Origin of the sequence: Sphingobium sp. 15-1 (genome assembly GCF_013375535.1) — a bacterium.
Classification (GTDB): Bacteria; Pseudomonadota; Alphaproteobacteria; order Sphingomonadales; family Sphingomonadaceae; genus Sphingobium; species Sphingobium aromaticivastans.
In genome coordinates, this window is record NZ_JABXJG010000002.1 from 426,684 (window position 1) to 447,804 (window position 21,121).

At 65.5% G+C, this 21,121-nt stretch carries 20 protein-coding genes; 8 read left to right on the forward strand and 12 right to left on the reverse strand.

Translation table 11 applies throughout. The features are described from left to right. Positions 1-12 precede the first annotated feature (12 nt). The gene (locus tag HUK72_RS18195; protein WP_176598203.1) at positions 13-1,743 is read right to left on the reverse strand and encodes an acyl-CoA dehydrogenase family protein; all 1,731 of its coding nucleotides are present in this window, start codon (positions 1,741-1,743) and stop codon (positions 13-15) included. Between the two features lie 176 nt (positions 1,744-1,919). Between HUK72_RS18195 and HUK72_RS18200 the strand changes: the two genes are divergently transcribed. Further along, positions 1,920-2,636: a helix-turn-helix domain-containing protein gene (locus HUK72_RS18200; protein WP_255325861.1), complete on the forward strand. Its 717-nt coding sequence runs from the start codon at positions 1,920-1,922 to the stop codon at positions 2,634-2,636. Between the two features lie 30 nt (positions 2,637-2,666). Here HUK72_RS18200 and HUK72_RS18205 read toward each other — a convergent pair whose 3' ends face one another. Next, positions 2,667-3,248 (reverse strand): TetR/AcrR family transcriptional regulator, encoded by a 582-nt coding sequence (locus HUK72_RS18205; RefSeq protein WP_176598879.1) that lies wholly within the window; start codon positions 3,246-3,248, stop codon positions 2,667-2,669. A gap of 169 nt (positions 3,249-3,417) precedes the next feature. On the opposite strand from HUK72_RS18205, the gene HUK72_RS18210 reads away from it, so the two are divergent. The 3 genes from HUK72_RS18210 to HUK72_RS18220 all read left to right on the forward strand — a co-directional run bounded on the left by HUK72_RS18210 (position 3,418) and on the right by HUK72_RS18220 (position 6,984). Then, positions 3,418-3,963: an RNA polymerase sigma factor gene (locus HUK72_RS18210; RefSeq protein ID WP_176598204.1), complete on the forward strand. Its 546-nt coding sequence runs from the start codon at positions 3,418-3,420 to the stop codon at positions 3,961-3,963. Positions 3,964-4,072: 109 nt separating this feature from the next. Further along, the gene (locus tag HUK72_RS18215) at positions 4,073-5,770 is read left to right on the forward strand and encodes a VWA domain-containing protein (protein ID WP_176598205.1); all 1,698 of its coding nucleotides are present in this window, start codon (positions 4,073-4,075) and stop codon (positions 5,768-5,770) included. 143 nt (positions 5,771-5,913) lie between these two features. Next, positions 5,914-6,984, forward strand: a complete 1,071-nt coding sequence (locus HUK72_RS18220; RefSeq protein WP_176598206.1) for a tetratricopeptide repeat protein — start codon at positions 5,914-5,916, stop codon at positions 6,982-6,984. A gap of 100 nt (positions 6,985-7,084) precedes the next feature. Here HUK72_RS18220 and fdhD read toward each other — a convergent pair whose 3' ends face one another. From fdhD to hmgA, 9 genes are all read right to left on the reverse strand, one after another. After that, positions 7,085-7,870: a formate dehydrogenase accessory sulfurtransferase FdhD gene (gene fdhD, locus HUK72_RS18225; RefSeq protein ID WP_176598207.1), complete on the reverse strand. Its 786-nt coding sequence runs from the start codon at positions 7,868-7,870 to the stop codon at positions 7,085-7,087. After that, positions 7,867-8,103, reverse strand: a complete 237-nt coding sequence (locus HUK72_RS18230; protein ID WP_176598208.1) for a formate dehydrogenase subunit delta — start codon at positions 8,101-8,103, stop codon at positions 7,867-7,869. Before HUK72_RS18230 ends, fdhD begins: the two co-directional genes overlap by 4 nt. Positions 8,104-8,113: 10 nt before the next feature. Continuing rightward, the gene (fdhF, locus tag HUK72_RS18235; RefSeq protein ID WP_176598209.1) at positions 8,114-10,960 is read right to left on the reverse strand and encodes a formate dehydrogenase subunit alpha; all 2,847 of its coding nucleotides are present in this window, start codon (positions 10,958-10,960) and stop codon (positions 8,114-8,116) included. Continuing rightward, positions 10,957-12,537: an NADH-quinone oxidoreductase subunit NuoF gene (locus tag HUK72_RS18240; protein WP_176598210.1), complete on the reverse strand. Its 1,581-nt coding sequence runs from the start codon at positions 12,535-12,537 to the stop codon at positions 10,957-10,959. Before HUK72_RS18240 ends, fdhF begins: the two co-directional genes overlap by 4 nt. After that, the gene (locus HUK72_RS18245; protein WP_176598211.1) at positions 12,534-13,001 is read right to left on the reverse strand and encodes a formate dehydrogenase subunit gamma; all 468 of its coding nucleotides are present in this window, start codon (positions 12,999-13,001) and stop codon (positions 12,534-12,536) included. Before HUK72_RS18245 ends, HUK72_RS18240 begins: the two co-directional genes overlap by 4 nt. Positions 13,002-13,088: 87 nt before the next feature. Further along, positions 13,089-13,454: a Rieske (2Fe-2S) protein gene (locus HUK72_RS18250; RefSeq protein ID WP_176598212.1), complete on the reverse strand. Its 366-nt coding sequence runs from the start codon at positions 13,452-13,454 to the stop codon at positions 13,089-13,091. Continuing rightward, complete coding sequence (gene maiA / locus HUK72_RS18255) at positions 13,451-14,095, reverse strand: maleylacetoacetate isomerase (protein ID WP_176598213.1); 645 nt, start codon at positions 14,093-14,095, stop codon at positions 13,451-13,453. Before maiA ends, HUK72_RS18250 begins: the two co-directional genes overlap by 4 nt. Further along, complete coding sequence (gene fahA / locus HUK72_RS18260; RefSeq protein WP_176598214.1) at positions 14,092-15,393, reverse strand: fumarylacetoacetase; 1,302 nt, start codon at positions 15,391-15,393, stop codon at positions 14,092-14,094. Before fahA ends, maiA begins: the two co-directional genes overlap by 4 nt. Further along, a complete protein-coding gene (gene hmgA / locus HUK72_RS18265; RefSeq protein WP_218036171.1) occupies positions 15,390-16,712 on the reverse strand; it encodes a homogentisate 1,2-dioxygenase in 1,323 nt (440 codons plus the stop codon). Before hmgA ends, fahA begins: the two co-directional genes overlap by 4 nt. A 78-nt stretch (positions 16,713-16,790) precedes the next feature. Between hmgA and HUK72_RS18270 the strand changes: the two genes are divergently transcribed. Beyond that, a complete protein-coding gene (locus HUK72_RS18270; RefSeq protein WP_176598215.1) occupies positions 16,791-17,240 on the forward strand; it encodes a MarR family winged helix-turn-helix transcriptional regulator in 450 nt (149 codons plus the stop codon). Between the two features lie 186 nt (positions 17,241-17,426). Here the strand turns inward: HUK72_RS18270 and HUK72_RS18275 are convergent, their stop codons facing one another. Continuing rightward, a complete protein-coding gene (locus HUK72_RS18275; protein ID WP_176598216.1) occupies positions 17,427-18,323 on the reverse strand; it encodes a LysR family transcriptional regulator in 897 nt (298 codons plus the stop codon). Positions 18,324-18,421: 98 nt separating this feature from the next. On the opposite strand from HUK72_RS18275, the gene HUK72_RS18280 reads away from it, so the two are divergent. The 3 genes from HUK72_RS18280 to HUK72_RS18290 all read left to right on the forward strand — a co-directional run bounded on the left by HUK72_RS18280 (position 18,422) and on the right by HUK72_RS18290 (position 21,010). Beyond that, positions 18,422-19,030 (forward strand): TetR/AcrR family transcriptional regulator, encoded by a 609-nt coding sequence (locus tag HUK72_RS18280; protein WP_176598217.1) that lies wholly within the window; start codon positions 18,422-18,424, stop codon positions 19,028-19,030. Between the two features lie 220 nt (positions 19,031-19,250). Further along, positions 19,251-19,754 carry a hypothetical protein gene (locus HUK72_RS18285; RefSeq protein ID WP_255325862.1) on the forward strand — a complete coding sequence of 168 codons (504 nt, stop codon included), beginning with the start codon at positions 19,251-19,253 and terminating at the stop codon, positions 19,752-19,754. Positions 19,755-19,759: 5 nt separating this feature from the next. After that, on the forward strand, positions 19,760-21,010 hold the full coding sequence (locus HUK72_RS18290; protein ID WP_176598219.1) for an efflux RND transporter periplasmic adaptor subunit: 1,251 nt from the start codon (positions 19,760-19,762) through the stop codon (positions 21,008-21,010). Positions 21,011-21,121: the final 111 nt, after the last annotated feature.

A 21,121-nucleotide genomic window follows, 5' to 3' on the forward strand; every position in this document is an offset into this window, starting at 1 on the left:
TATCCCTTTCGCTCAGAAGGCGTCGGCGCCCAGCGCCATGATCGTCGCTTCGCCCGCCGCGATGCTGCCCGCCAACCCCTGGGCCTGCGGCAGCATGCGCTGGGCGAAATAGTCGGCAACGGCGCGCTTGGCGTCATGCAGGGGCGTATCCCCTTCGGCAGCGGCCATGCGCGTCCACATCCAGCCCATGGAAACCAGCGCGAAGAGGCGCAGATAATCGACCGCCGCCGCGCCCGCCGCCTCCACGCCCGCGCCGCGCAGCGAAGCCGTCACGCCGCGCAGCAAGGCCAGCGCTTCACGCGTCTTTTCCGCGACCGCGATGGTCCCGGCCGCTTCCACATCTTCAGCGACAAGCGCGAAAAAGCCGTCGACCACCGCGCCGCCCGCCATGGAAAGCTTGCGCCCGACCAGGTCCATGGCCTGCACGCCATTGGTGCCCTCATAGATCTGGGCGATGCGCGCATCGCGGACATATTGCTCCATGCCCCATTCGCGGATGTAGCCGTGACCGCCGAACACTTGCTGCGCCTGCACCGCGCTTTCGAAGCCGTAATCCGTGAAGGCCGCCTTCACCACCGGCGTCAACAGCGCGACCAGGGCATCGGCCTTGGCCCGTTCGGCCGCGTCGGCATGATGATGCGCCCGGTCGAGCTGCAACGCCGTCCACCCGGCAAGAGCGCGCCCGGCCTCCACGAAAGCGCGGATATTGAGCAGCATGCGCCGCACATCGGCATGTTCGATGATCGCCACTGGCCCCCGCGCGCCATCGGCGCTGCGCCCCTGGAGCCGCTCCTTCGCATAGCCGGCGGCCTGCTGGTAGGAGGCGCCGGCAATGCCCAGACCCTGAATGCCCACCATCAGCCGCTCCGCATTCATCATCGTGAACATGGCGGCCAGGCCCTTGTTCGGCTCACCCACCAGCCAGCCGGTCGCACCGTCATAATTCATCACGCAGGTCGGCTGGGCATGAATGCCCATCTTCTTTTCCAGCGCACCGACCGACATGGCGTTGCGGATCGTGAAGCCGCCGTCCGCGTCGGGCAGGAACTTGGGCACCAGGAACAGGCTGATCCCCTTCACGCCAGCCGGCGCGTCGGGCAGGCGCGCCAGCACCAGATGGACGATATTGCCGCCGAAATCATGGTCGCCCGAGGAAATGAAGATCTTCTGCCCGGTGACGGCATAGCCGCCGTCGGCATCGGGAACCGCCTTGGTCTTGAGCAGGGCAAGGTCCGTGCCCGCGCCGCTTTCGGTCAGCGCCATCGCGCCGGTCCATTCGCCGCTCACCATGCGCGGCAGATAGGTGGTTTTCAGGGAATCGCTGGCATGGGCCATGATCGCCTCGCACGCACCGCGGGTCAGGCCGGGGAACAGGCCGAAGGACAGGTTCGCGGCCGACAGCATCTCGTCCAGCCAGAGCTGGAGGATGAAGGGCAGGCCCTGCCCGCCATATTCCGGCTCCGCCGACAGCGAAGCCCAACCCGCCGCCGCGAAATCGCGCCAGGCGTCGGCAAAGCCCTGGGGCGTCCGCACCTCGCCATCGACCAGGCGGCTGCCTTCCTCATCGCCATGGCGGTTCAGGGGGTGCAGCCGGTCCGCGCACATCCGCCCCGCTTCCTCCAGCACCGCCGTCGCCAGCTCCGCATCGACATCCTTCCCCGTCTCCGCCATCGCCCGGTCGAAGCCGAGAACTTGGGTCAGCAGGAAGCGGTAATCATCGATCGGCGGAACATAGCTGAACATCGGAGCCTCTCCTCAAAGCGCCTTGCTGGCCTATACCAAACATCTGTTACAGTCAATCGCACATGCGAAAAGCTGCGCGCCGCAAGCATAAGCGCCTGCCGGTAAAGGGCTTCCTTGCCGGATGCGTTTCGGTTGCCTCTTCGTTAACATTCCGGAAACCCGCCCATGCCAATAGTATGAAAATGCCCATTCATGCGATCGTAGAACAGCCACCCAAGTCCGACAGCCGGCGCGGAGCCGCGCGCTGGCGCATTCGGCTCGAACTTCCCGACACGCTTGACGATGCGAATGCGAATGTCGTGGTTCACGACATATCGACCGCCGGCATGCTGATCGAGACCAAGTCGGAGCTGAAGATCGGGCAGAGCGTCACCGTGTCCTTGCCCGATGCCGACAAGGTCGTCGCGCATGTCGTCTGGCAGAATGAGTCGCTCTTCGGCTGCCGCTTCGCGGAACCGCTGCCGCAGGGGGTGGTCAGCGCGATCAGGCTGCGCAATCCGAACCGCAATGACGCGAAACCGGCGGGTGATCCTTCAGAGACGCCCGCTCCGGAAGGGTTGCCCGAACGTCTGCGCCGGCTGCGGCAGGAACGCGGCCTGAGCCGCGCCGCCCTGTCGGAGCAAACGGGTTTCAGCAAGCCCACCATCTGGGGATGGGAAACGGGCCGGACCATGCCGCGCAAGGATAATTTGCTGATCCTGTCCGGCATCTATGGCCTGACCGAGCAGCAATTGCTGTTCGGCAAGGAAAATTCCCCGCTGCATCAGGCGAAGAAAGCGACTTCGGAAGCCTATACCCAATCGCTCAAGGACGTCATCGAATTGTCGAAAACGCGGATTGCGGAAGCGGCGGGCGTGAACAAGCTGAAGGTTCATATCTATATCGAGTTCTGACCCACCCCCGGCGTCGCCAGCCCGATCCGGTCATTCGTGCCGAAAGACAGCGACCATCTGCGCGGCGATCTGAGCCGGGGTGAGCCGGCCGGGCCGATACCAGTCCGCCATGCTGTTCAGTTGGACCAGGAGCAGGTTGCGATAGACCGACCGGTCGATATGCGCCGGCAGCGGCAGCTCCTCCACCAGCGCGCGGAACAGCCCTTCGAACCGGTCGCGGCGGGCGATCAATTGCTCGCGGACCGGGTCGGGCACCTCCCGAAAATCGTTCATCATCGGCGTCGTGGGCGAATCGGGGGCGAGCTGAATCTCCAGCAATGTGGCGCAAGCCGCCGTCAGCCTCGCCCATGGTTCGGATTGCGCCGCGACGGCTTGCGCTATCCTTTCCTCCGCCCCGTCGAGGGCGGCATTGTGCAATTCGACGAACAGCGCATCCTTGGACTTGATATGATGGTAGAGCGACCCGCCCAGCACGCCCGCCTGCTCGCCAATGTCCCGCATGGACGTTCCGCGATAGCCCTTTTTGGCGAAGAGCTGGGCCGCGATCTCCAGAATCTGGCGCCGGCGCGCCGACCCTTCGTCGGTCGATCCGGATGGAATAGGCTTTGTCATCGGCATCGGCGCTAGCACATCCTTGAAAGACCGCGAAGCCTCTGTTCCGCATGAGTGGAACAGGCGCTTCATCTTTGCTAGCTCTGTCGGAATGTCGGGGCCTGGCCGGAAAGATCGGAATGAAGGGTGGCCGCCGGCCGCCATGGACCGCTGGACGCGGCTCTGACGGATGGACGACCTGTCCCATGTTCCGGACAGCCTGTTGGTCGCCGCGGCGGTCGATGGCGATCGCAAGGCCTTCGAGGCCCTGCTGCGACGCCATTATGGCCGAATCCATGGGCTTGCCTGGCAGTTGACCGGCACGCGCAGCGACGCGGACGACATCGCGCAGGACGTGTGTTGCACATTGGTCGAGAAGATCGGCGGCTTTCGCGGGGAAGCGAAGTTCACCACCTGGCTGTGCGGCATCGTCTACAATGCCTGCCGCGACCTGCGCCGCCGCAAGCGATCCTTCAGCGGCTTTGCCGAGCGGCTGGCGGTGATCGCCGGGCTGACGCCAGCGCCGGATGGCCGCGACCTGCATGACGCGATCTGGCTCAAAAGCGCGATCGCCGGACTGAAGCCCGCCTATCGGGACACGGCGGTCCTGGTCGCGGGCCAGCAACTCACCCATGCGGAGGCCGCGCCGTTGCTGGGCGTCAGCGAGGCCACCGTCGCGTGGCGCATGCACGAAATCCGGCGATTGCTGTCATCCGACAAGGGGGAAGCGCGCTGACGGCCCCACCTTCGGAAAAAAATTTTCACGCCCTCCCAAGCTTTCTCCCCTGAGCCGCGTCCCAGTGAATGACGGATGATTTGCGCCGTCTCCATCACGGGAGAATCTCATGTCTCGCTTCCTTCCTTTCATCGGCTTGATGAGCCTGGGCCTGGTTTCCTGCGCTGCGCAGGATGCGCGCCAAATGGCGGCGCCGAACGTCCCTGCCACCGCGGAGGACATCGTCGTCACCTCCCAGCGGGCCGACAGCGCCGACGCCTATCAGGTCCGCAAGGCCAATGGCGTGGTGCGGGCCGAACCCGCTTATGCCCCTCCGCCCCCGGCAGCGCCGATGCTCGCCATGCCGGAGCGCAGGCCATGGCCGCCAGCCTATCATGACGTCGGCCGCGACACATTCGCAAACAAGGAGGAGAACCGCTTCCAGATCGTCCGGGAACAGCCGGTTTCGACCTTCTCCATCGATGTGGATACCGCCTCCTATTCCTTCGTGCGCGCGTCGCTCAACCAGAATGTCCTGCCGCAGCCCGCCGCCGTGCGGCCGGAGGAGATGATCAACTATTTTCCCTATGATTATGCCGCGCCGCGCAGCATCGCCCAGCCCTTTACGACCAATGTCGCCGTCTTCCCCAGCCCCTGGACGGCCGGGCGCAAGCTGGTCCGCATCGGCATTCGCGGCTATGCGGTACAGCGCGCCGTGCGGCCACGCGCCAATCTGGTGTTCCTGATCGACACTTCCGGTTCCATGAACGAGCCCAACAAGCTGCCGCTGGTGAAGCAATCGCTGTCCATGCTGGTCGGCCAGCTCGACCCCAATGACCATGTCGCCATCGTCACCTATGCGGGCAGCGCCGGGACAGCGCTGGAACCCACGCCGGTCAGCCAGAAGCACAGAATATTGGAGGTCATCAACCGCCTTGGCGCGGGCGGGGGCACGGCAGGGGCGGAGGGCGTTCGCCAGGCCTATGCGTTGGCCGCCGCCAATCTGGACCCGACGGGCGTCAACCGGGTGATGCTGGCCACGGACGGGGACTTCAACATCGGCATCACCAATGTCGATGAGCTGAAAGGCTTTGTCGAGCGCGAACGGAACAAGGGGATTTTCCTGTCCGTCCTCGGCTTTGGCATGGGCAATTATAATGACGCGCTGATGCAGGCGCTGGCGCAGAACGGCAATGGCGCGGCAGCCTATATCGATACGCTGAGCGAAGCCCGCAAGACGCTGGTGGAGGAGGCCGGCTCCACCCTCTTCCCCATCGCCAAGGATGTGAAGATACAGGTCGAGTTCAACCCCGCCACCGTCGCGGAATATCGGCTGATCGGCTATGAAACGCGGATGCTGAACCGGGAGGATTTCGACAATGACCGGGTCGATGCGGGCGATGTCGGATCGGGCCAGACCGTGACGGCGCTCTATGAAATCGTGCCGGTGGGCGGGCCCCGCGCCGTTCCCGATCTGCGCTATGCCCCCTCGGCCAAGGCGCCGGTCGCTGGCGCAAGCGAATATGGCTTCGTCAAAATCCGCTACAAGGCGCCCAAGTCGGACCGGAGCCAGTTGATCGCCACCCCGATCGACCGGGCCTTGGAAGTTGCCCGCTTCGAAAATGCGCCGCTCGACGCCCGCTTCGCGACCGGCGTGGCGGCCTTTGCCGAATTGCTGCGCGGCGGGCGATATGGCGGGTCGCTGAGCTATGACGATGTGCTGCGCATCGCCACGGCGGCGCGGGGGGCCGATCCGTTCGGCTATCGCGGCGAATTCATCCAGTTGGTCCGCGCCGCCAAAACATCCGCCGCCATGCAGCCGCTTTGACCGGGATCAGCCACAGGGGGCCGGTCAGGAAGCACCGGCCCCCTTTCGCGCCGCACCGCTTTGCCGCATAAGATCAGCCAATGCGCCCTCCCGCCCCTTTCGAACCGACGCAAAGCCCGTTCCTGGATGACAGGGAGCCGTGAATGGCCGGCGAGCAGAATAATCCCCTCTCGCTGCCCGATCCGCCGCCCCCTGCCCCCGCGCGGCGCGAGGCGGCGATCGAGGCGGCGTTGCGGCGGTTCGATGGAACCGAGCCAGCCTCATCGCCTGTCGGGTCCGGCAAGCGTGCGCGCTGGCGGCTTCTGGTGGATCGGCCCTACCTGGGAAGCGCGCTGGCCTTGTCGCTGCTGGCGCTTGTCGTCCTGCCGATCGCATGGGTGAACATGCCGCGACGGGACACCCCTGCCCCCCGGGTCGCTGAGCGACCTCAGGAACCGCAACCGGCTGCCGACATCGCGGCCGCGCCATCGCCGCCGCCGCTGCGCGCAGAACCGCCCGCTGACGTGCCGAAAGAGCCGGCCACGGTGCAGGCCGCGCCCGCCCCTGCACCGGTTCAGGAAAAAGCGGCTCAACCGCAAGAGCAAGCGTCCGCCGTGCAGGCTTATGGAGCCATGCCGCCTGCACCGCCCGCCGCACCCGCCGCTGCTGCTCCTCCCCCTCCCCCGCCCGCCGCAGCCATGGCCAATGCGGAGGTTTCGGCAAAGCGCGCTCGCATGGCAGCCGACCGCGAGGATGCCAGGGACATCGTCGTCACCAGCGTCCGCGCCGATCCGAGTTTGCTGCGCGGACGGGGCGACTGGAACGCCTGCACCGTGCTGGACCCGCAGCAAGACCTCAACCCCTGCAAGCGGCAGGTCGACCCCGGCGCCAAAGGAGAAAAGGGTCTTGTCGGCGCGCATATGGCCGAGGGCCTGACGCGGGCGTGGCAAGGCGATTGGCGCCATGCCATCGCCGCCTTCGACAAGATGATCGCCGTCGCGCCGAAATCCTCCCCGGCCTATCTCAACCGCGGACTTGCCTATCAGGCTCAGGGCGACAGCGACCGGGCGCTGGAGGATTTCGACAAGGCCGTCCGCTATGCGCCTTATGCGGCGCGGGGCTATTATCATCGCAGCCTGCTGCTGCGGCAGCGCGGGGAAACCCGGAAGGCGGAAGCGGACCGCAACCGCGCCGCCGACCTTGACAGCCGCTATGATCCCGACCGATCTGACTGATGATAGGGATGCTGCTCCCAATCCGCGTCATGCAGAACTTGTTTCAGCATGACGGAGGGTCGCGAAATAATCACTTCAATAGCGCCCCCGGCACAGACCCTCACCCGCTCAGCAGGATCGCGTCCCCGCGCGCCAGCACCGCCAGAGGCAGCCCCGCCTTCGCCGCCCGCTCGGCCGCCAGCCGCGTCGGCGCGGAAATCGTCACCAGCAGGGGGCAATCCGCCAGCACCGCCTTTTCCACCAGTTCGTAGGAACAGCGCGAGGAGAGCAGCGCGAAGCCGCCGTCCCATTGCCATCCACGCCGCCGCATCGCGCCGATCAGCTTGTCGAACGCATTATGCCGTCCGACATCCTCCCGCGCCAGGCGGATCGTCCCGTCCGCCGCCACCAGCGCCGCCACATGGGCCGCGCCGGTCCGCGCATTGAGCGGCTGATGCCGTCCCAAATCGGCCAGCGCCCGAAAGATCGCGCCCTTGTCGGCCAGCGAGGGAGCAGTGACGGTCGGCAAAGGCCGGATCGCCTGTTCCAGATTTTCGATGCCGCAAATGCCGCAGGAGGATTCCGAAGCGCGATGCCGCACACGGCTGAGCAAAGCCTCCGTCCGCTCCTCCGGCAAGGTCGCTCTGGCGACGATCCCCTGCTCCGTCGCATGAGCATCGACTTCGAACGGCGCATCCTCCCGCCCGATCAGGCGCTCCGCCAGGGCGAAGCCCAACACCAGGTCCGCCACGTCCGCCGGAGTCGCCATCAACACGGCATAACCGATGCCGTTAAATTCGATCGCGACGGGCACTTCCTCGGCCAGTTCCCGCGTCACCGCCGTTGCGCGGCCTTCCGGGGTCACCTGCGTGAAGGCGGCAGCCCGATCCTCCAATATGTCGTTCAAGGCGCCACGATCCGCCCCACGGCGGCGGCCGCAATGGGGGAGAGCGCCTCGGGCCGCGCTGCCGCCAGCGCGCCAATGCGCTGCTTCATCGCCGGGTCCCAAAAGGCGCGGATATGGTCCGCCACTGTCGCCACGGCCTCCTCCTCGCCCAGCGCCGCGACATTGCGGGCAATCTGGTTCGCCATGTAGATCAGGCGGTCCTCGGTCGACATGACCTCATTTTCATCGCTCATGCGCCCGATCCTATTCGGCCGCTTCGAGCGGCGCAATGCGCCTGCTGTGCTGCGCTTGGCTGGCATAGTCGCGCTGCCAGTCGCTCGGCCCGTTGGAGCGCATGACCTGGACTGCCGTCACCTTATATTCCGGGCAGTTGGTGGCCCAGTCGGAATAGTCGGTGGTGATGACATTGGCCTGCGTGTCGGGATGGTGGAAGGTGGTGTAGACCACGCCCGGCGCCACCCGCTCGGTGATCAGGGCGCGCAGGCTGGTTTCCCCGGCGCGGCTCTTGAGCGACACCCAGTCGCCGTCGCTGATCCCGCGATTCTCTGCATCGGCGGGGTGGATTTCCAGCCGGTCTTCAGGATGCCACGCCTCGTTCGCCGTGCGCCGCGTCTGCGCGCCGACATTATATTGGCTAAGGATGCGCCCGGTGGTCAGCAGCAGCGGGAAGCGCGGTCCGGTCTTCTCATCGGTCGGCACATAGTCGGTGACGACGAACTTGCCCTTCCCCCGCACGAAGCCGCCGATATGCATGGTCGGCGTGCCGTCAGGCGCCGCCTCATTGGCGGGCCATTGCAGCGATCCTTCCGCTTCCAGCCGATCATAATGCACGCCCGCGAAAGTCGGGGTCAGCGCGGCGATCTCGTCCATGATCTCGGACGGATGGGCATAGGACCAGCCCAGCCCCATGGCCTGCGCGACCAACTGGACGATTTCCCAATCGGCATAGCCGTTCAGCGGCGCCATCACCTTGCGCACGCGCTGGATGCGGCGTTCGGCGTTGGTGAAGGTGCCGTCCTTCTCCAGGAAGGTCGATCCCGGCAGGAAGACATGGGCGTAATTGGCCGTCTCGTTGAGGAACAGATCCTGCACGACGACGCATTCCATCGCCGCAAGGCCCGCCGCGACATGATGGGTGTTGGGATCGGATTGAAGAATATCTTCGCCCTGGATGAAGATGCCCTTGAACGTCCCGTCCGTCGCCGCGTCGAGCATATTGGGGATGCGCAGGCCCGGCTCGGCATCCAGCGTCACGCCCCAGGCCTGCTCGAACTCGCCGCGCACCGCATCGTCGGAGACATGGCGATAGCCTGAAAATTCATGCGGGAAGCTGCCCATGTCGCAGGCGCCCTGCACATTATTCTGCCCGCGCAGCGGATTCACGCCCACGCCCTCGCGCCCGACATTGCCGGTCGCCATGGCGAGATTGGCGATGGCCATGACGGTGGACGACCCCTGGCTATGCTCGGTCACGCCCAGTCCGTAATAGATCGCGCCATTGCCGCCGGTCGCAAAGAGCCGCGCCGCTGCGCGCACCTCTTCCGCCTTGACGCCGGTGAGCGGCTCGACAGCTTCGGGCGACCGCTGCGGTTCGGAGACGAAATCGGCCCATTCGGCAAATTCATCCCAATCGCAACGATCACGGATGAAGGCTTCATCATAGAGCTTCTCGGTCACAATCACATGCGCCAGCGCCGTCAGCATGGCGACATTGGTGCCGGGCCGGAGCGGCAGATGATGGGAAGCCTCCACATGGGGCGACTTCACCAGATCGATCCGCCGGGGATCGATGACGATCAGCTTTGCGCCCTGGCGCAAACGCTTCTTCATCCGGCTAGCGAAGACCGGATGGCCGTCGGTCGGATTGGCGCCGATGACCAGGATGACGTCGGCCTGCATCACGCTGTCGAAATCCTGCGTGCCCGCCGAGGTTCCGAAGGTCGTCTTCAGCCCATAACCGGTGGGGGAATGGCAGACCCGCGCGCAGGTATCGACATTATTGTTGCCGAAACCCTGGCGGATCAGCTTCTGGACAAGGAAGGTCTCCTCATTGGTGCAGCGGCTGGAGGTGATGCCGCCGATGCTGCGCGTGCCATATTTCGCCTGGATGCGCCGGAACTCGCTGGCGGTATGGGCGATGGCCTCCTCCCACGACACTTCGCGCCAGGGTTCGTCCACCGAAGCGCGGATCATCGGCTTCAGGATGCGGTCGCGATGCTGGGCGTAGCCCCAGGCGAAGCGCCCCTTGACGCAGCTATGCCCGCGATTGGCCTTACCGTCCTTCCACGGCACCATGCGCACCAGCTCCTCGCCCCGCATCTCGGCGCGGAAGGTGCAGCCGACGCCGCAATAGGCACAGGTGGTGACGACCGCCCGGTCGGGCGTGCCGACCTCCACTACCTTCTTCTCGGTCAGGGTCGCGGTCGGGCAAGCCTGCACGCAAGCGCCGCAGGACACGCATTCAGACGAGAGGAAATCCTGCCCCTGCGATGGCGACACCTTGGAATCGAAGCCCCGCCCTTCGATGGTCAGGGCGAACGTGCCCTGCACCTCGTCGCAGGCGCGCACGCAGCGGGAGCAGACGATGCATTTGCTGGGATCGAAGTCGAAATAGGGGTTCGACTGGTCCTTCGCCTGCCCCATATTGGTCGCGCCGTCATAGCCGTAGCGGACGTCCCGCAGGCCCACGGCGCCCGCCTGTTCCTGCAATTCGCAATCGCCATTGGCCGGGCAGGTCAGGCAGTCGAGCGGATGGTCCGAGATGTACAGCTCCATCACCCCGCGCCGCAACTGCTTCAGCCGCTCGCTCTGGGTCCGCACCACCATGCCCTCGGCAATCGGCGTGGTGCAGGAGGCGGGATAGCCATTGCGTCCTTCCACTTCGACCAGGCAGAGGCGGCAGGAGCCGAAGCTTTCGACATTGTCGGTCGCGCACAGCTTGGGGATCGAACAGCCGGTCAGCGACGCCGCCCGCATGATCGACGTGCCTTCCGGCATCGTCACGGTATCGCCGTCGATGGTGAGGGTCACGCTCTTGCCCGTCGCGATGGCGGGCGGCGTTCCATGGTCGGTTTCGCGTGTGTAGCTCATTCCGCTGCTTCCTTCACCGGCGACTTGGCACCGAAATCCTCGGGAAAATGATCGAGCGCGCTCAGCACCGGATAGGGCGTGAAACCGCCCAGCGCGCAGAGCGAGCCATATTTCATCGTATCGCAAAGGTCGCGCAGCAACGCCGTCTGCGCTTCCAGCCCGGTATCGATCCGGTCGGGCGTGCGGGAATTGAGCGCCTTCTGGAGATACCCCTCCCAATTGCGCCCGGCCTGAACGACGGTCGCGCTATCCCGCGCCGCGATGATCCGGTCCATCACCTCGACGCCCCTCGTCGACCCGATCCGGCAGGGCGTGCATTTGCCGCAGCTTTCGACCGCGCAGAATTCCATCGCGAAGCGGGCCATATGCGCCATGTCGACGCTGTCGTCGAACACGGTGATCCCGGCATGGCCGATCAGCCCCCCCGCCTGCGCGAAAGCCTCATAATCGAAGGGCAGATCGAACATGCTGGGTGGAAAATAAGCGCCCAAGGGCCCGCCAACCTGCACTGCCCGCACTGGCCGCCCGCTCGCGGTACCGCCGCCGATGTCGTTCACCAGTTCGCCCAGCGTGATGCCGAAGCCGATCTCATAGAGGCCACCATGCTTCACATTGCCCGCAAGCTGCACCGGCATGGTTCCGCGAGACCTGCCGAAGCCGACCGCCGCATAAGCCTCCGCCCCTTCCGCCAATATGAAGGGCACCGCCGCCAGGCTCAGCACATTGTTGATGACCGTCGGCTGTCCGAACAGCCCAGCCAGCGCCGGGAGCGGCGGCTTCGCCCTGACCTGTCCCCGCTTGCCTTCGATACTGTCGAGCAGCGCGGTTTCCTCGCCGCAGACATAGGCGCCCGCGCCGACGCGCACTTCCAGCGTGAAGGGCGCGATCCGCCCGGCGGACAATGTGATCGCCTCCTGCATGGCGGCGATGGCGAAGGGATATTCGCTTCGGATATAGACATAGCCGTGGTTCGCTCCCACGGCATGCCCGGCAATCGCCATGCCTTCGATCAAGCAGAAGGGATCGCCTTCCATCAACATCCGGTCGGCAAAGGTGCCGCTGTCGCCCTCATCGGCATTGCAGACGATGAACTTCGCGTCGGAGGCCGCGTCCAGCACGGTCTGCCATTTGACCCCAGTCGGGAAGCCCGCCCCGCCCCGCCCACGCAGGCCGGACGCCTTGACCGCATCCACAACCGCCTGGGGCGTCATCGCCCGCGCCGCGTCCAGCCCGCGCCAGCCGCCCTGTCCGGCATAGTCCTCCAGGCTGAGCGGGTCGATGATCCCACAGCGCGCGAAGGTGAATCGCTGCTGTCCTGCGAAGAAGGGCAAGGCCGCCACGTCACCCAGCCGCGCTTCATGGCTGCCGTCCAGCACGGCCGCGACGTCCGCCGGTCCGACCGGCCCGAAGCCAATCCGCTTCCCCTCGCTTTCGACCTCGACCAAAGGCTCGATGGAAAAGAGCCCCCGGCTACCGGTGCGCACCACCTCGCATCCTGCGGCTTCGAAAGCGCGGGCAAGCTCGTCCGCGCCCAGGGCGACCGACGCCATGTCCCGGCTGACATAGACTCGTGTCATGCCGCTATCTCCTGCGCGATCCGATCCAAGGCCGCCGCGTCGATCCGGGCGACCGGCCTTCCGTCGACCAAGGCGTTGGGACCGACGGCACAAAGGCCCAAGCAATAGACGGGCTCCAGCGTCACCTGGCCGTCCGGGCGGGTTTCGCCCATCGGGACGCCCAGTCGCTCGGTTGCAACCTTCTCGATTGCCGCGGCGCCGCGGGCCTGGCAGCTTTCGGCCCGGCAGAGTTTTACGACATGCCGTCCGGCGGGAATACGGCGGAAATCATGGTAGAAGGTCACGACTCCATAAACGTCTGCGCGACTTAGATTGAGGGCGGTGGCGATGGCGGGGATGGCTGCATCATCGATAAAGCCTATCTCTTCCTGCAGCATGTGCAGCAGCGGCAGCAGCCGGTCGCGGGTGCGGCCATGGGCCTCGGTCCAATCCTCTATCAGCCGTGTCGCGTCTTCCTGCTGCATCTTTTCCGCCCTTTCCTACGCGCTATGCTGCGCCTTGGCGGGGGTGTCGTCAAATCGAAGACGATCATGTTTGATAGAGATTGTCTATCAAACTGCCGTTACGATCATTCCGTCTTCGATCGTCACCGGCCAAGGGGTCAGCGCTGCCCCGGCGCAAGGGCCGCCCAGACAGGCGCCGTCGGACGGCGCGAACAGGGCGCCGTGCCAGCTACAGGCGATCAGGGTGCCGTCGGGCGTCAGATAATCGTCCAGCTTCTGCGCCAGGGGCAGGCCCATATGGGGGCAGCGGTCGACATAGCCGCGGACTTCATCCCCGATGCGCAGGACGAAACCGTGGAAGCGGCCCTTGCGCATCTGGATTACGAAATTGCGCGCCTTGCCCTCCGCTATGCTGCCCAGCGGAGCCAAGGCGACGCCCGGCGGGGTCGCGGTCAGCCGTTCATCCTCGCTCATGGGTCGGCGTCGGGCTGGACGGACGGATGGGCCATTGCGAAGGTGTCCAGCGCCCGCGCTTTTTCTCCCGCCGCCACGAGGGCGGGGAAGGGCGAAAGGTCGACATAGAAGCGCTCCGCCGAATAGAGTTGCGGCACGAGATAGCAGTCTGCCAGCCCCGGCCGGTCGCCAAAGGCGAAGCCCTGGCCATGGCGCGTCACCAATGTCTCCAGCGCGGCGAAGCCGTCCGTGATCCAACGGGCGATCCATGTGTCGAGCGCGGGCTGATCTGCGCCGAAATCGGATTTCAGCGCCTGCAACACGCGCAGATTGTTCAGCGGATGGATGTCGCAGCCGATCAGCGCCGCCATGGAGCGCACCATCGCCCGCCCCTCCGCATCGGGCGGCAGCAAGGGCGGTTGCGGCCAGCGTTCCTCGATCCACTCCAATATTGCGGGGCTTTGCGTGAACGCAAAATCCCCCGTCTCCACGGCGGGAACCAGCCCCTGCGGCGCCAGGGCGCGGTAGTTTGGCTCCCGCTGGGCGCCGGTGCGCAGGTCGTGCGTCACCTGATCATAGGCCACGCCCTTCAGGTTCAGCGCGATCCGCACGCGATAGGAGCTGGTCGAGCGCCAATAGCCGTGGAGCGTCAGCGCGCTCATCGCGCCGGCTCGATCAGGGCGCGGCATTCCCCGAAGCCGATGGGCACATAGCCGTCCGCCCGCGCCACCGCCTTCAGCGCCAATTCGTCGCCATCCTCCAGAAAGGCGCGTTCCTCGCCGGTCGGCAGGGCGATCTTCGTCTTGCCGCCCTCGGTCAGTTCCATGAGGCTACCGAAACTGTCGGGCGTCGGACCGGACAGCGTGCCCGTCCCCAGCAGGTCGCCGGGATTGAGGTTGCAGCCATTGGACGCATGATGAGCGACGATCTGCTGCGCGGTCCAGTACATGAAGGAAGCGGGGCCGTTTGAGAGGCGCATCGGCGCGAGGCCCTGCGCCCGCATGCTTGCGCTCGACAGATGGACCTCCAGATCGATGGACAGGGCGCCATGGCCTTGATCCTGTTCGTCCCACAAATAGGGCAAGGGTTGCGGGTCGCCCTGCGGCCTTGGAGGCTGGGCGATGCGGAAGGGGGCCATGGCCTCCGCCGTCACCACCCAGGGGGAGATGGTGGACTGGAAATTCTTGGCGAGGAACGGGCCCAGGGGCACATATTCCCAGGCTTGCAAGTCCCGCGCCGACCAGTCGTTGAGCAGGCAGAAGCCCGCTATATGGTTCGCCGCTTCGGCAATCGGCACGCGCTCGCCCAGCGCATTGCCCGCGCCGATCCAGATGCCCAGTTCCAGCTCATAATCCAGTCGTTGGCTCGGCCCCACTATCGGGGCGTCGGCGTCCGGGGCCTTACGCTGGCCCTGGGGGCGGATCACGGGCACGCCTGACGGCCGGATGGAGGATGCCCGTCCATGATAGCCGATGGGGACATATTTATAATTGGGCAGTAATGGATTGTCGGGGCGGAACAGCTTGCCGATATTGGTGGCGTGGTGAATGCCGACATAGAAGTCGGTATAATCGCCTATCGCGGCGGGCAAATGCAGCGCGCAATCCGCCGCCGGGTGCAGCAGAGGTTCGACCGCCTGCCGTTGCCCTTCATCGCTGAAGAGAGCGCTTAGCCAGCGGCGCAGCGCCAGCCGGTCCGCCGCTGGGAGCGCCATCAGGGCATTAAGGGTCGTTCCGTCCAGGACAGCGGCGGCCGCGGAGGGCAGCAGGCCTGCCTCGGCTGCGGCGCGCAGGTCGAATATCCGGTTCCCTATCGCCACGCCCGCCCGCTCCGCCCCGCCGGGGGACGAGAAAATGCCGTAGGGCAGATTCTGGATCGGGAAGTCGGGATGGCCATCGGCTCCCTCGACCCAGCTCGACCGGGCGGGATCATGGGTTTCGTCGATCTGCGGGAAGCTCATGCCTTATCCCCTTGCGGCAGTTGCGCCTTGGTGAAGCCCGACCAGCAATCGTCATAATCCAACTGGCCAAGCGGCGTTTCCATCGCGAAGCGGGTCGGACGGAAGGCGAAGCGGCTTTCGAACATGAAGGCCATGGTGTCGGCAATCCGGTGCGGTTTCAACTCGGCGGCCAGCGCGCCTTCATAGCTGGCCTTGTCCGGGCCGTGGCCCGCCATGCAATTGTGCAGTGAGGCGCCGCCCGGCGCGAAGCCGCCTGCCTTGGCATCATAGACGCCGTGGATCAGTCCCATGAACTCGCTCATCACATTGCGGTGAAACCATGGCGGGCGGAATGTATCCTCCGCCACCATCCAGCGCGGCGGGAAGATCACGAAGTCGCAATTGGCGGTCCCCGCCTGGTCGCTGGGGGAGGTCAGCACAGTGAAGATCGACGGATCGGGATGGTCGTAGCTGACCGTGTTCATCGTGTTGAACCGGCGCAGATCGTAGCGGCAGGGGGCGAGATTGCCGTGCCAGGCCGCCACGTCGAAGGGGGAATGATCCTGCGTCGTTATCCATAGCCGGCCGGCGAATTTCTGGACGATTTCGTGGGGGGTGTCGTCATCCTCGAACCAGGCGGCAGGGGTTTCGAAATCGCGGGCGTTGGCGAGGCCGTTGGCGCCGATGGGGCCGAGGTCGGGAAGGCGGAAGAGAGCCCCGTAATTTTCGCAGACATAACCCCGCGCCGTTCCGTCGGGCAGGTCCACCTTGAAACGCACGCCGCGGGGGATCAGGACGATCTGTTCCGGCGCGACGTCCATCATGCCCATTTCGGTGGTGAGGCGCAGCCTGCCTTGTTGCGGCACGATCAGCATCTCGCCATCGGCATTATAAAAGGCGCGCTTTTCCATCGGGCGATTGGCGGCGTAGAGATGGACGGCCAGGCCGTCGCCCGCCGCCGGGTCGCCTGCGCCGCAATAGCTGATCAGCCCGTCGAGAAAATCCACCGGCCGTTCGGGGATCGACATCGGATCCCAGCGCAGGCGGTTGGGCGTCGGGGGGACTTCGTCGAACGGGCCGCTGCGCAACAGGGTGTCATAGGCATAAGGCCGGTAGGGTGGGTGATTGGCCGCGGGGCGCAAGCGGTAGAGCCAGCTTCGCCGGTTTTCCGCACGGGGCGCGGTGAAGGCGGTGCCGGACAATTGTTCGGCGTAAAGGCCATAGGGGGCGTGTTGCGGGGAGTTGCGGCCCACGGGCAGGGCGCCGGGCGCCGCCTCCGTCGCGAAATGATTGCCGAAGCCTGCCAGCATGGTGGCTTCGGGTGGCTTGCTCTCTCCCATTTCGGCGCGACTCCTGTGGTATCAATTGTTACCATCATAGCGCTTTGCCGATGAAGTATCAAATGTTACCAGTTGGGGATGACCGCCAAGACGCTGCACCTCGATCAGTTCATTCCCTATCGCCTGTCCTTCACGGCGGCGTTGCTGAGCGACACCATCGCGCAGAGTTATGAGAGGCTTTTCGGGATCAGCATTACGGAATGGCGGGTCATTGCGTGGGTGGCGGAACGGGGGAGCATCACGCAGCAGCAGATCTGTGCGCAGAGCCGCATGGACAAGGTGACGGTCAGCCGGGCTGCCATTGCGCTGACCGGGCGAGGGATAGTTCAACGCTTGCCCAATGCGGAGGACCGGCGGTCGCATCTGCTGGCGCTGACGGAGGAAGGATGGCGGTTGCATGGGGCTATCGCGCCCAAGGCGTTGGAGCTGGAACGCGGGGTCTTTTCGCATTTCAGTGCGGAGGAGGTGGAAGCCTTTGTGGCTATGTTGCGGCGGATCGATGCGATTGTGTTGGGGGATGGGGGATAGTTTTTCCCCGGCTGCTCTAATGGATTAGTCGATCCTGCTTAGTCGAAGCGCCACGTATTCCTGCGAAGGCACTCGAACGAGACGAGTGGCTCGTGAGAGCCCAGATCAGGCGGCGGGACTGGGCTCCTGCCTTCGCAGGAGCACGGTTAGGCTTAGACGGGGTGGAGTGAACCGGCTTAGCGCTTCTCAGACCATCCCCATTCGGCCTGAAATGTCCCGCGCTACGGTCAGCACCGCTTGCGCCAGCGGGCCTAGCGGGGCGCGGTCGGAGACGATCACGCCGATGCGGCTCCCCTCCTCCGCGTCGGGCAGCGCGAAGGTGCGCACCCAGTCCAGGCCGTCGAGCAGCATCGCATGGCTGTCGGGCACGATCGAGCAGAGCCGCCCCTGCCGCACCAGCGCGAACAGGGCGACATAGCTGTCCGCCGTCACCACCGGGCGCAGCGCGAGGCCCCGCTCTCCCAGCCGGGCGTCCAATATGCGCCGGTTCTGCATTCCTTGGTGCAGCAGGCACAGCGGCAAGGCGGCCACATCCTCCCAGTCCGGCGGGCGCTTTTCATCCAGCACGCCCCGCGCCGCCACCAGCATGTAGCGCTCGACATAAAGGGGCGCGGCCAGCATGTGAGAGGGCGGCTCGAAATCCAGATAGGTGAGGCCCGCGTCCAGTTCGAAGGCGGCGAGTTCGCGCTCGATCTGGCGCGAGGTCAGCGCCCGGACCGAGATGTTGAGACCCGGATGCCGCTCCAGCAGCGCCTCCACTAGTGGGCCGACCGCCGGCATCGCGGCCGGGATCGCGCCCAGGCGCAATTCGCCCTGCAAGGGGCCCTTGGCGACCGCCGCCGCCTGCATCAAATTGTCCGCCGCCGCGACAAGCTGCTGCGCCCAGGGGAGGATCGCCCGCCCCTCCTCCGTCAGCCCGGCATAGCGGCGGTTGCGCTGGATCAGGCGCTTGCCGAGTTGCGCCTCCAGCGCGGAAATGCCGGCGGAAAGCGTGGGTTGCGAGACATGGCAGGCGGCGGCGGCGCGGGCGAAATGCCCTTCCCTCTCCAGGGCCAGGAAATATTGAAGGAGGCGGGTCTGCATGCGCTTTGCTCTCTTTTTTCCGGCTGATAGGGCAAAGTGGCGCTCCGTAGAAGCCGGGTCTGGACGATCGGCGCAAGTCTCACTATATACCGCTCGGTATGGAAACACAGACTCAGACAGCGAGGGGACGCCCGAGGGAGTTCGATCCCGAAGAAGCGCTCAGTGCAGCGCTGACCGTCTTCTGGCGGCGCGGCTATGAAGGCGCGTCCATGGCGGAGCTGACCGAGGCGATGGGCATCACCAAGCCCAGCCTCTACGCCTGTTTCGGCAACAAGGAATCGCTGTTCCGCAAGGCGCTCGACCTCTATGAGCGCGACAAGCTGTGCTACATGAAGTCCGCGCTGGACGCGCCGACGGCGAAGGGCGTGGCCGAACGGCTGCTCCGCGGGTCGCTGGCGATCCAGACCGGGACGACCGATCCGCATGGCTGCCTGGGCGTCATCAGCGCGGTCGCCTGCACCACCCATGCGGATTCCATCCGCGACGATGTCATCGCCCGCCGCGCCTCCTCCGACGCGGCGTTGGTGGCCCGGCTGGAACGGGCGCGGGAGCAAGGCGACTTTCCCGACACGATCGAGCCGAAGGCGCTGGCCACCTATCTGACCGCCGTGATGCAGGGCATGGCCGTGCATGCGAGCGCGGGGATGTCGCGGGAACTGCTGGAGCAACTGGTGGAGACCACTTTGGCGGTCTGGCCGGGGAAGTAACGGAAATCGAACGGTTTTCGGATTCAATACCGAAAAATTACCAATCGGTACAAAATAACATTGACGCCACTGCTGCACTGCATTATATACCATCCAGTATTGAATAGACCTGCTATCCAAAAGGGGTCATATGATGCGGACCATTCTCAAAGCTTGTCGTCGCTGACGACCTGACGCGGCCAGCCCAATAGGGGGCCGCGACCTGATCAACATCATTCGCTTGGCGCACGGCCTGCCGGTCGCGCGGTGGAGAGGTTTTTTTCTACGTTCGGCCGGGATGGCTCGCAGCGGACGACGACGCGTCGGCCCGATCCCCCGGTTTCGCGTCATTCACAGGGGAATTGCCATGGCATTTCTGCAACTTGCCACGCTGGCCGAAGATGGCGGAGCGATTGGCGCCAAAAGGGCGGCGAACGCCGGTTTCGCGCCCGTCGAATGGCAGATCATCCAGCTTGCGCGGCGGGACGGACTGGCGTCGCTGCGCGCGCCGGATCGTTGGGACCGGGTGAAAAGCTGGATTTTTGGGGAGCGGGCAAATCCGCGCCTCGCCAACACGCGGCTAGAGAGCTTGCGCCGTCTGGCGGTCGACGCCTGGCATCGCGGCTATGCGGTCCGCCCTTCTTTCCTGAAGGCCTTTTTGAAGGCCGGATTCAACGAGGGCCAGCTCGAAACGCTGCTGGCCAGCATCAGCGCGCAACGGCGCTTTCAAGGTTCCCGGAGCTGACACCCATGAACATGCACACCCCCATCGACGTCGACACAAGGTCGGCCACCCCCCTCGCCCCTTGGCGAAAGCGCCATGTTTCGCTGGGCGTGATCGCGCTCGCCATCGTCGGCGGCGTGACATGGAAATTAATCGACAGGCCGGAAGCGCAGGCCGCCGCCACCCCGCTGGTCACCGTGGGCGTCTCCGCCCCGCTGACCCGCGCGGTGACGCAGTGGGACGATTATGTCGGCCGCTTCGCTCCTAGTCAGACGGTCGAGATTCGGCCGCGTGTTTCGGGGTCGGTGACGGCCATTCATTTCAAGGACGGTGATTATGTGAAGGCGGGGCAACTGCTTTTCACCATCGATCAGCGGCCTTTCTTAGCGGCTCTGGCGGAGGCGAAGGCCAGCACGGCCAGCGCCCGCAGCGCCTTGCTGCTGGCGCAGAACGACTATAGCCGCGTCCAGCGTCTGACCGGGGATGAGGCGGTTTCCGCGAGTGAGGTGGACTCGCTCCGGTCGCGGTTGCAGGCGGCGCAGGCCGCGCTGGCGGGGGCGCAGGCGCGGGAGCGCCAGCGGGCGCTCGACATGGAGTTCACGCAGGTCCGCGCGCCGATTTCGGGGCGCGTTTCGGACCGGCGGGTCGATGTCGGCAATCTCGTCTCCGCGGGCGAAGGGGCCGGCGCGACATTGCTGACTACGGTCAACAAGCTCGATCCCATCTATTTCAACTTCGATGCGTCCGAGGCGCTGTATCTGAAGTCGCAACGCGACAAGGGCGCTGGCGGCGCGGTCGAGGTGCGGTTGCAGGATGAAGCGGATTATCTGCACAAGGGCCGTCTGGACTTCACCGATAACGGGCTAGACCCGCGTTCGGGCACGATCCGGGTGCGCGCTGTGTTCGACAATCCGGAGATGTTCCTGACGCCGGGGCTGTTCGGCAATATGCGGCTGGCCAATGGCGGCAAGGTCAATGCCTTGCTGGTTCCGGATGAGGCCATCCAGTCCGATCAGGCGCGCAAGACGGTGCTGGTGGTCGGGCGGGACGACAGCGTCGCGGCGAAGCCGGTGGAGCTGGGTCCGGTGGTGGACGGGCTGCGCATCATCCGCGCGGGGTTGGCGCCTGGTGATCGGGTGATCGTGTCGAACATTCAGGCGGTTATGCCTGGTGCTAAGGTCGCGACGAAGCCGACGGCGATCAAGGCGAGTCCGGCGCCGGTTGCGGCGGTGGATAGCGCCGCTCCCATTGCTGCGCAGGCTACCTTCGCTCGCTGACCAAACCCCATAGGACGGCGTGCTCCTGCGACCCGAAGGGCGACGTAAGCCAACGCAGGAGTCCAGTTCTGCCGTCTGATCTGGGCTCCTGCCTTCGCAGGAGCACGGAGC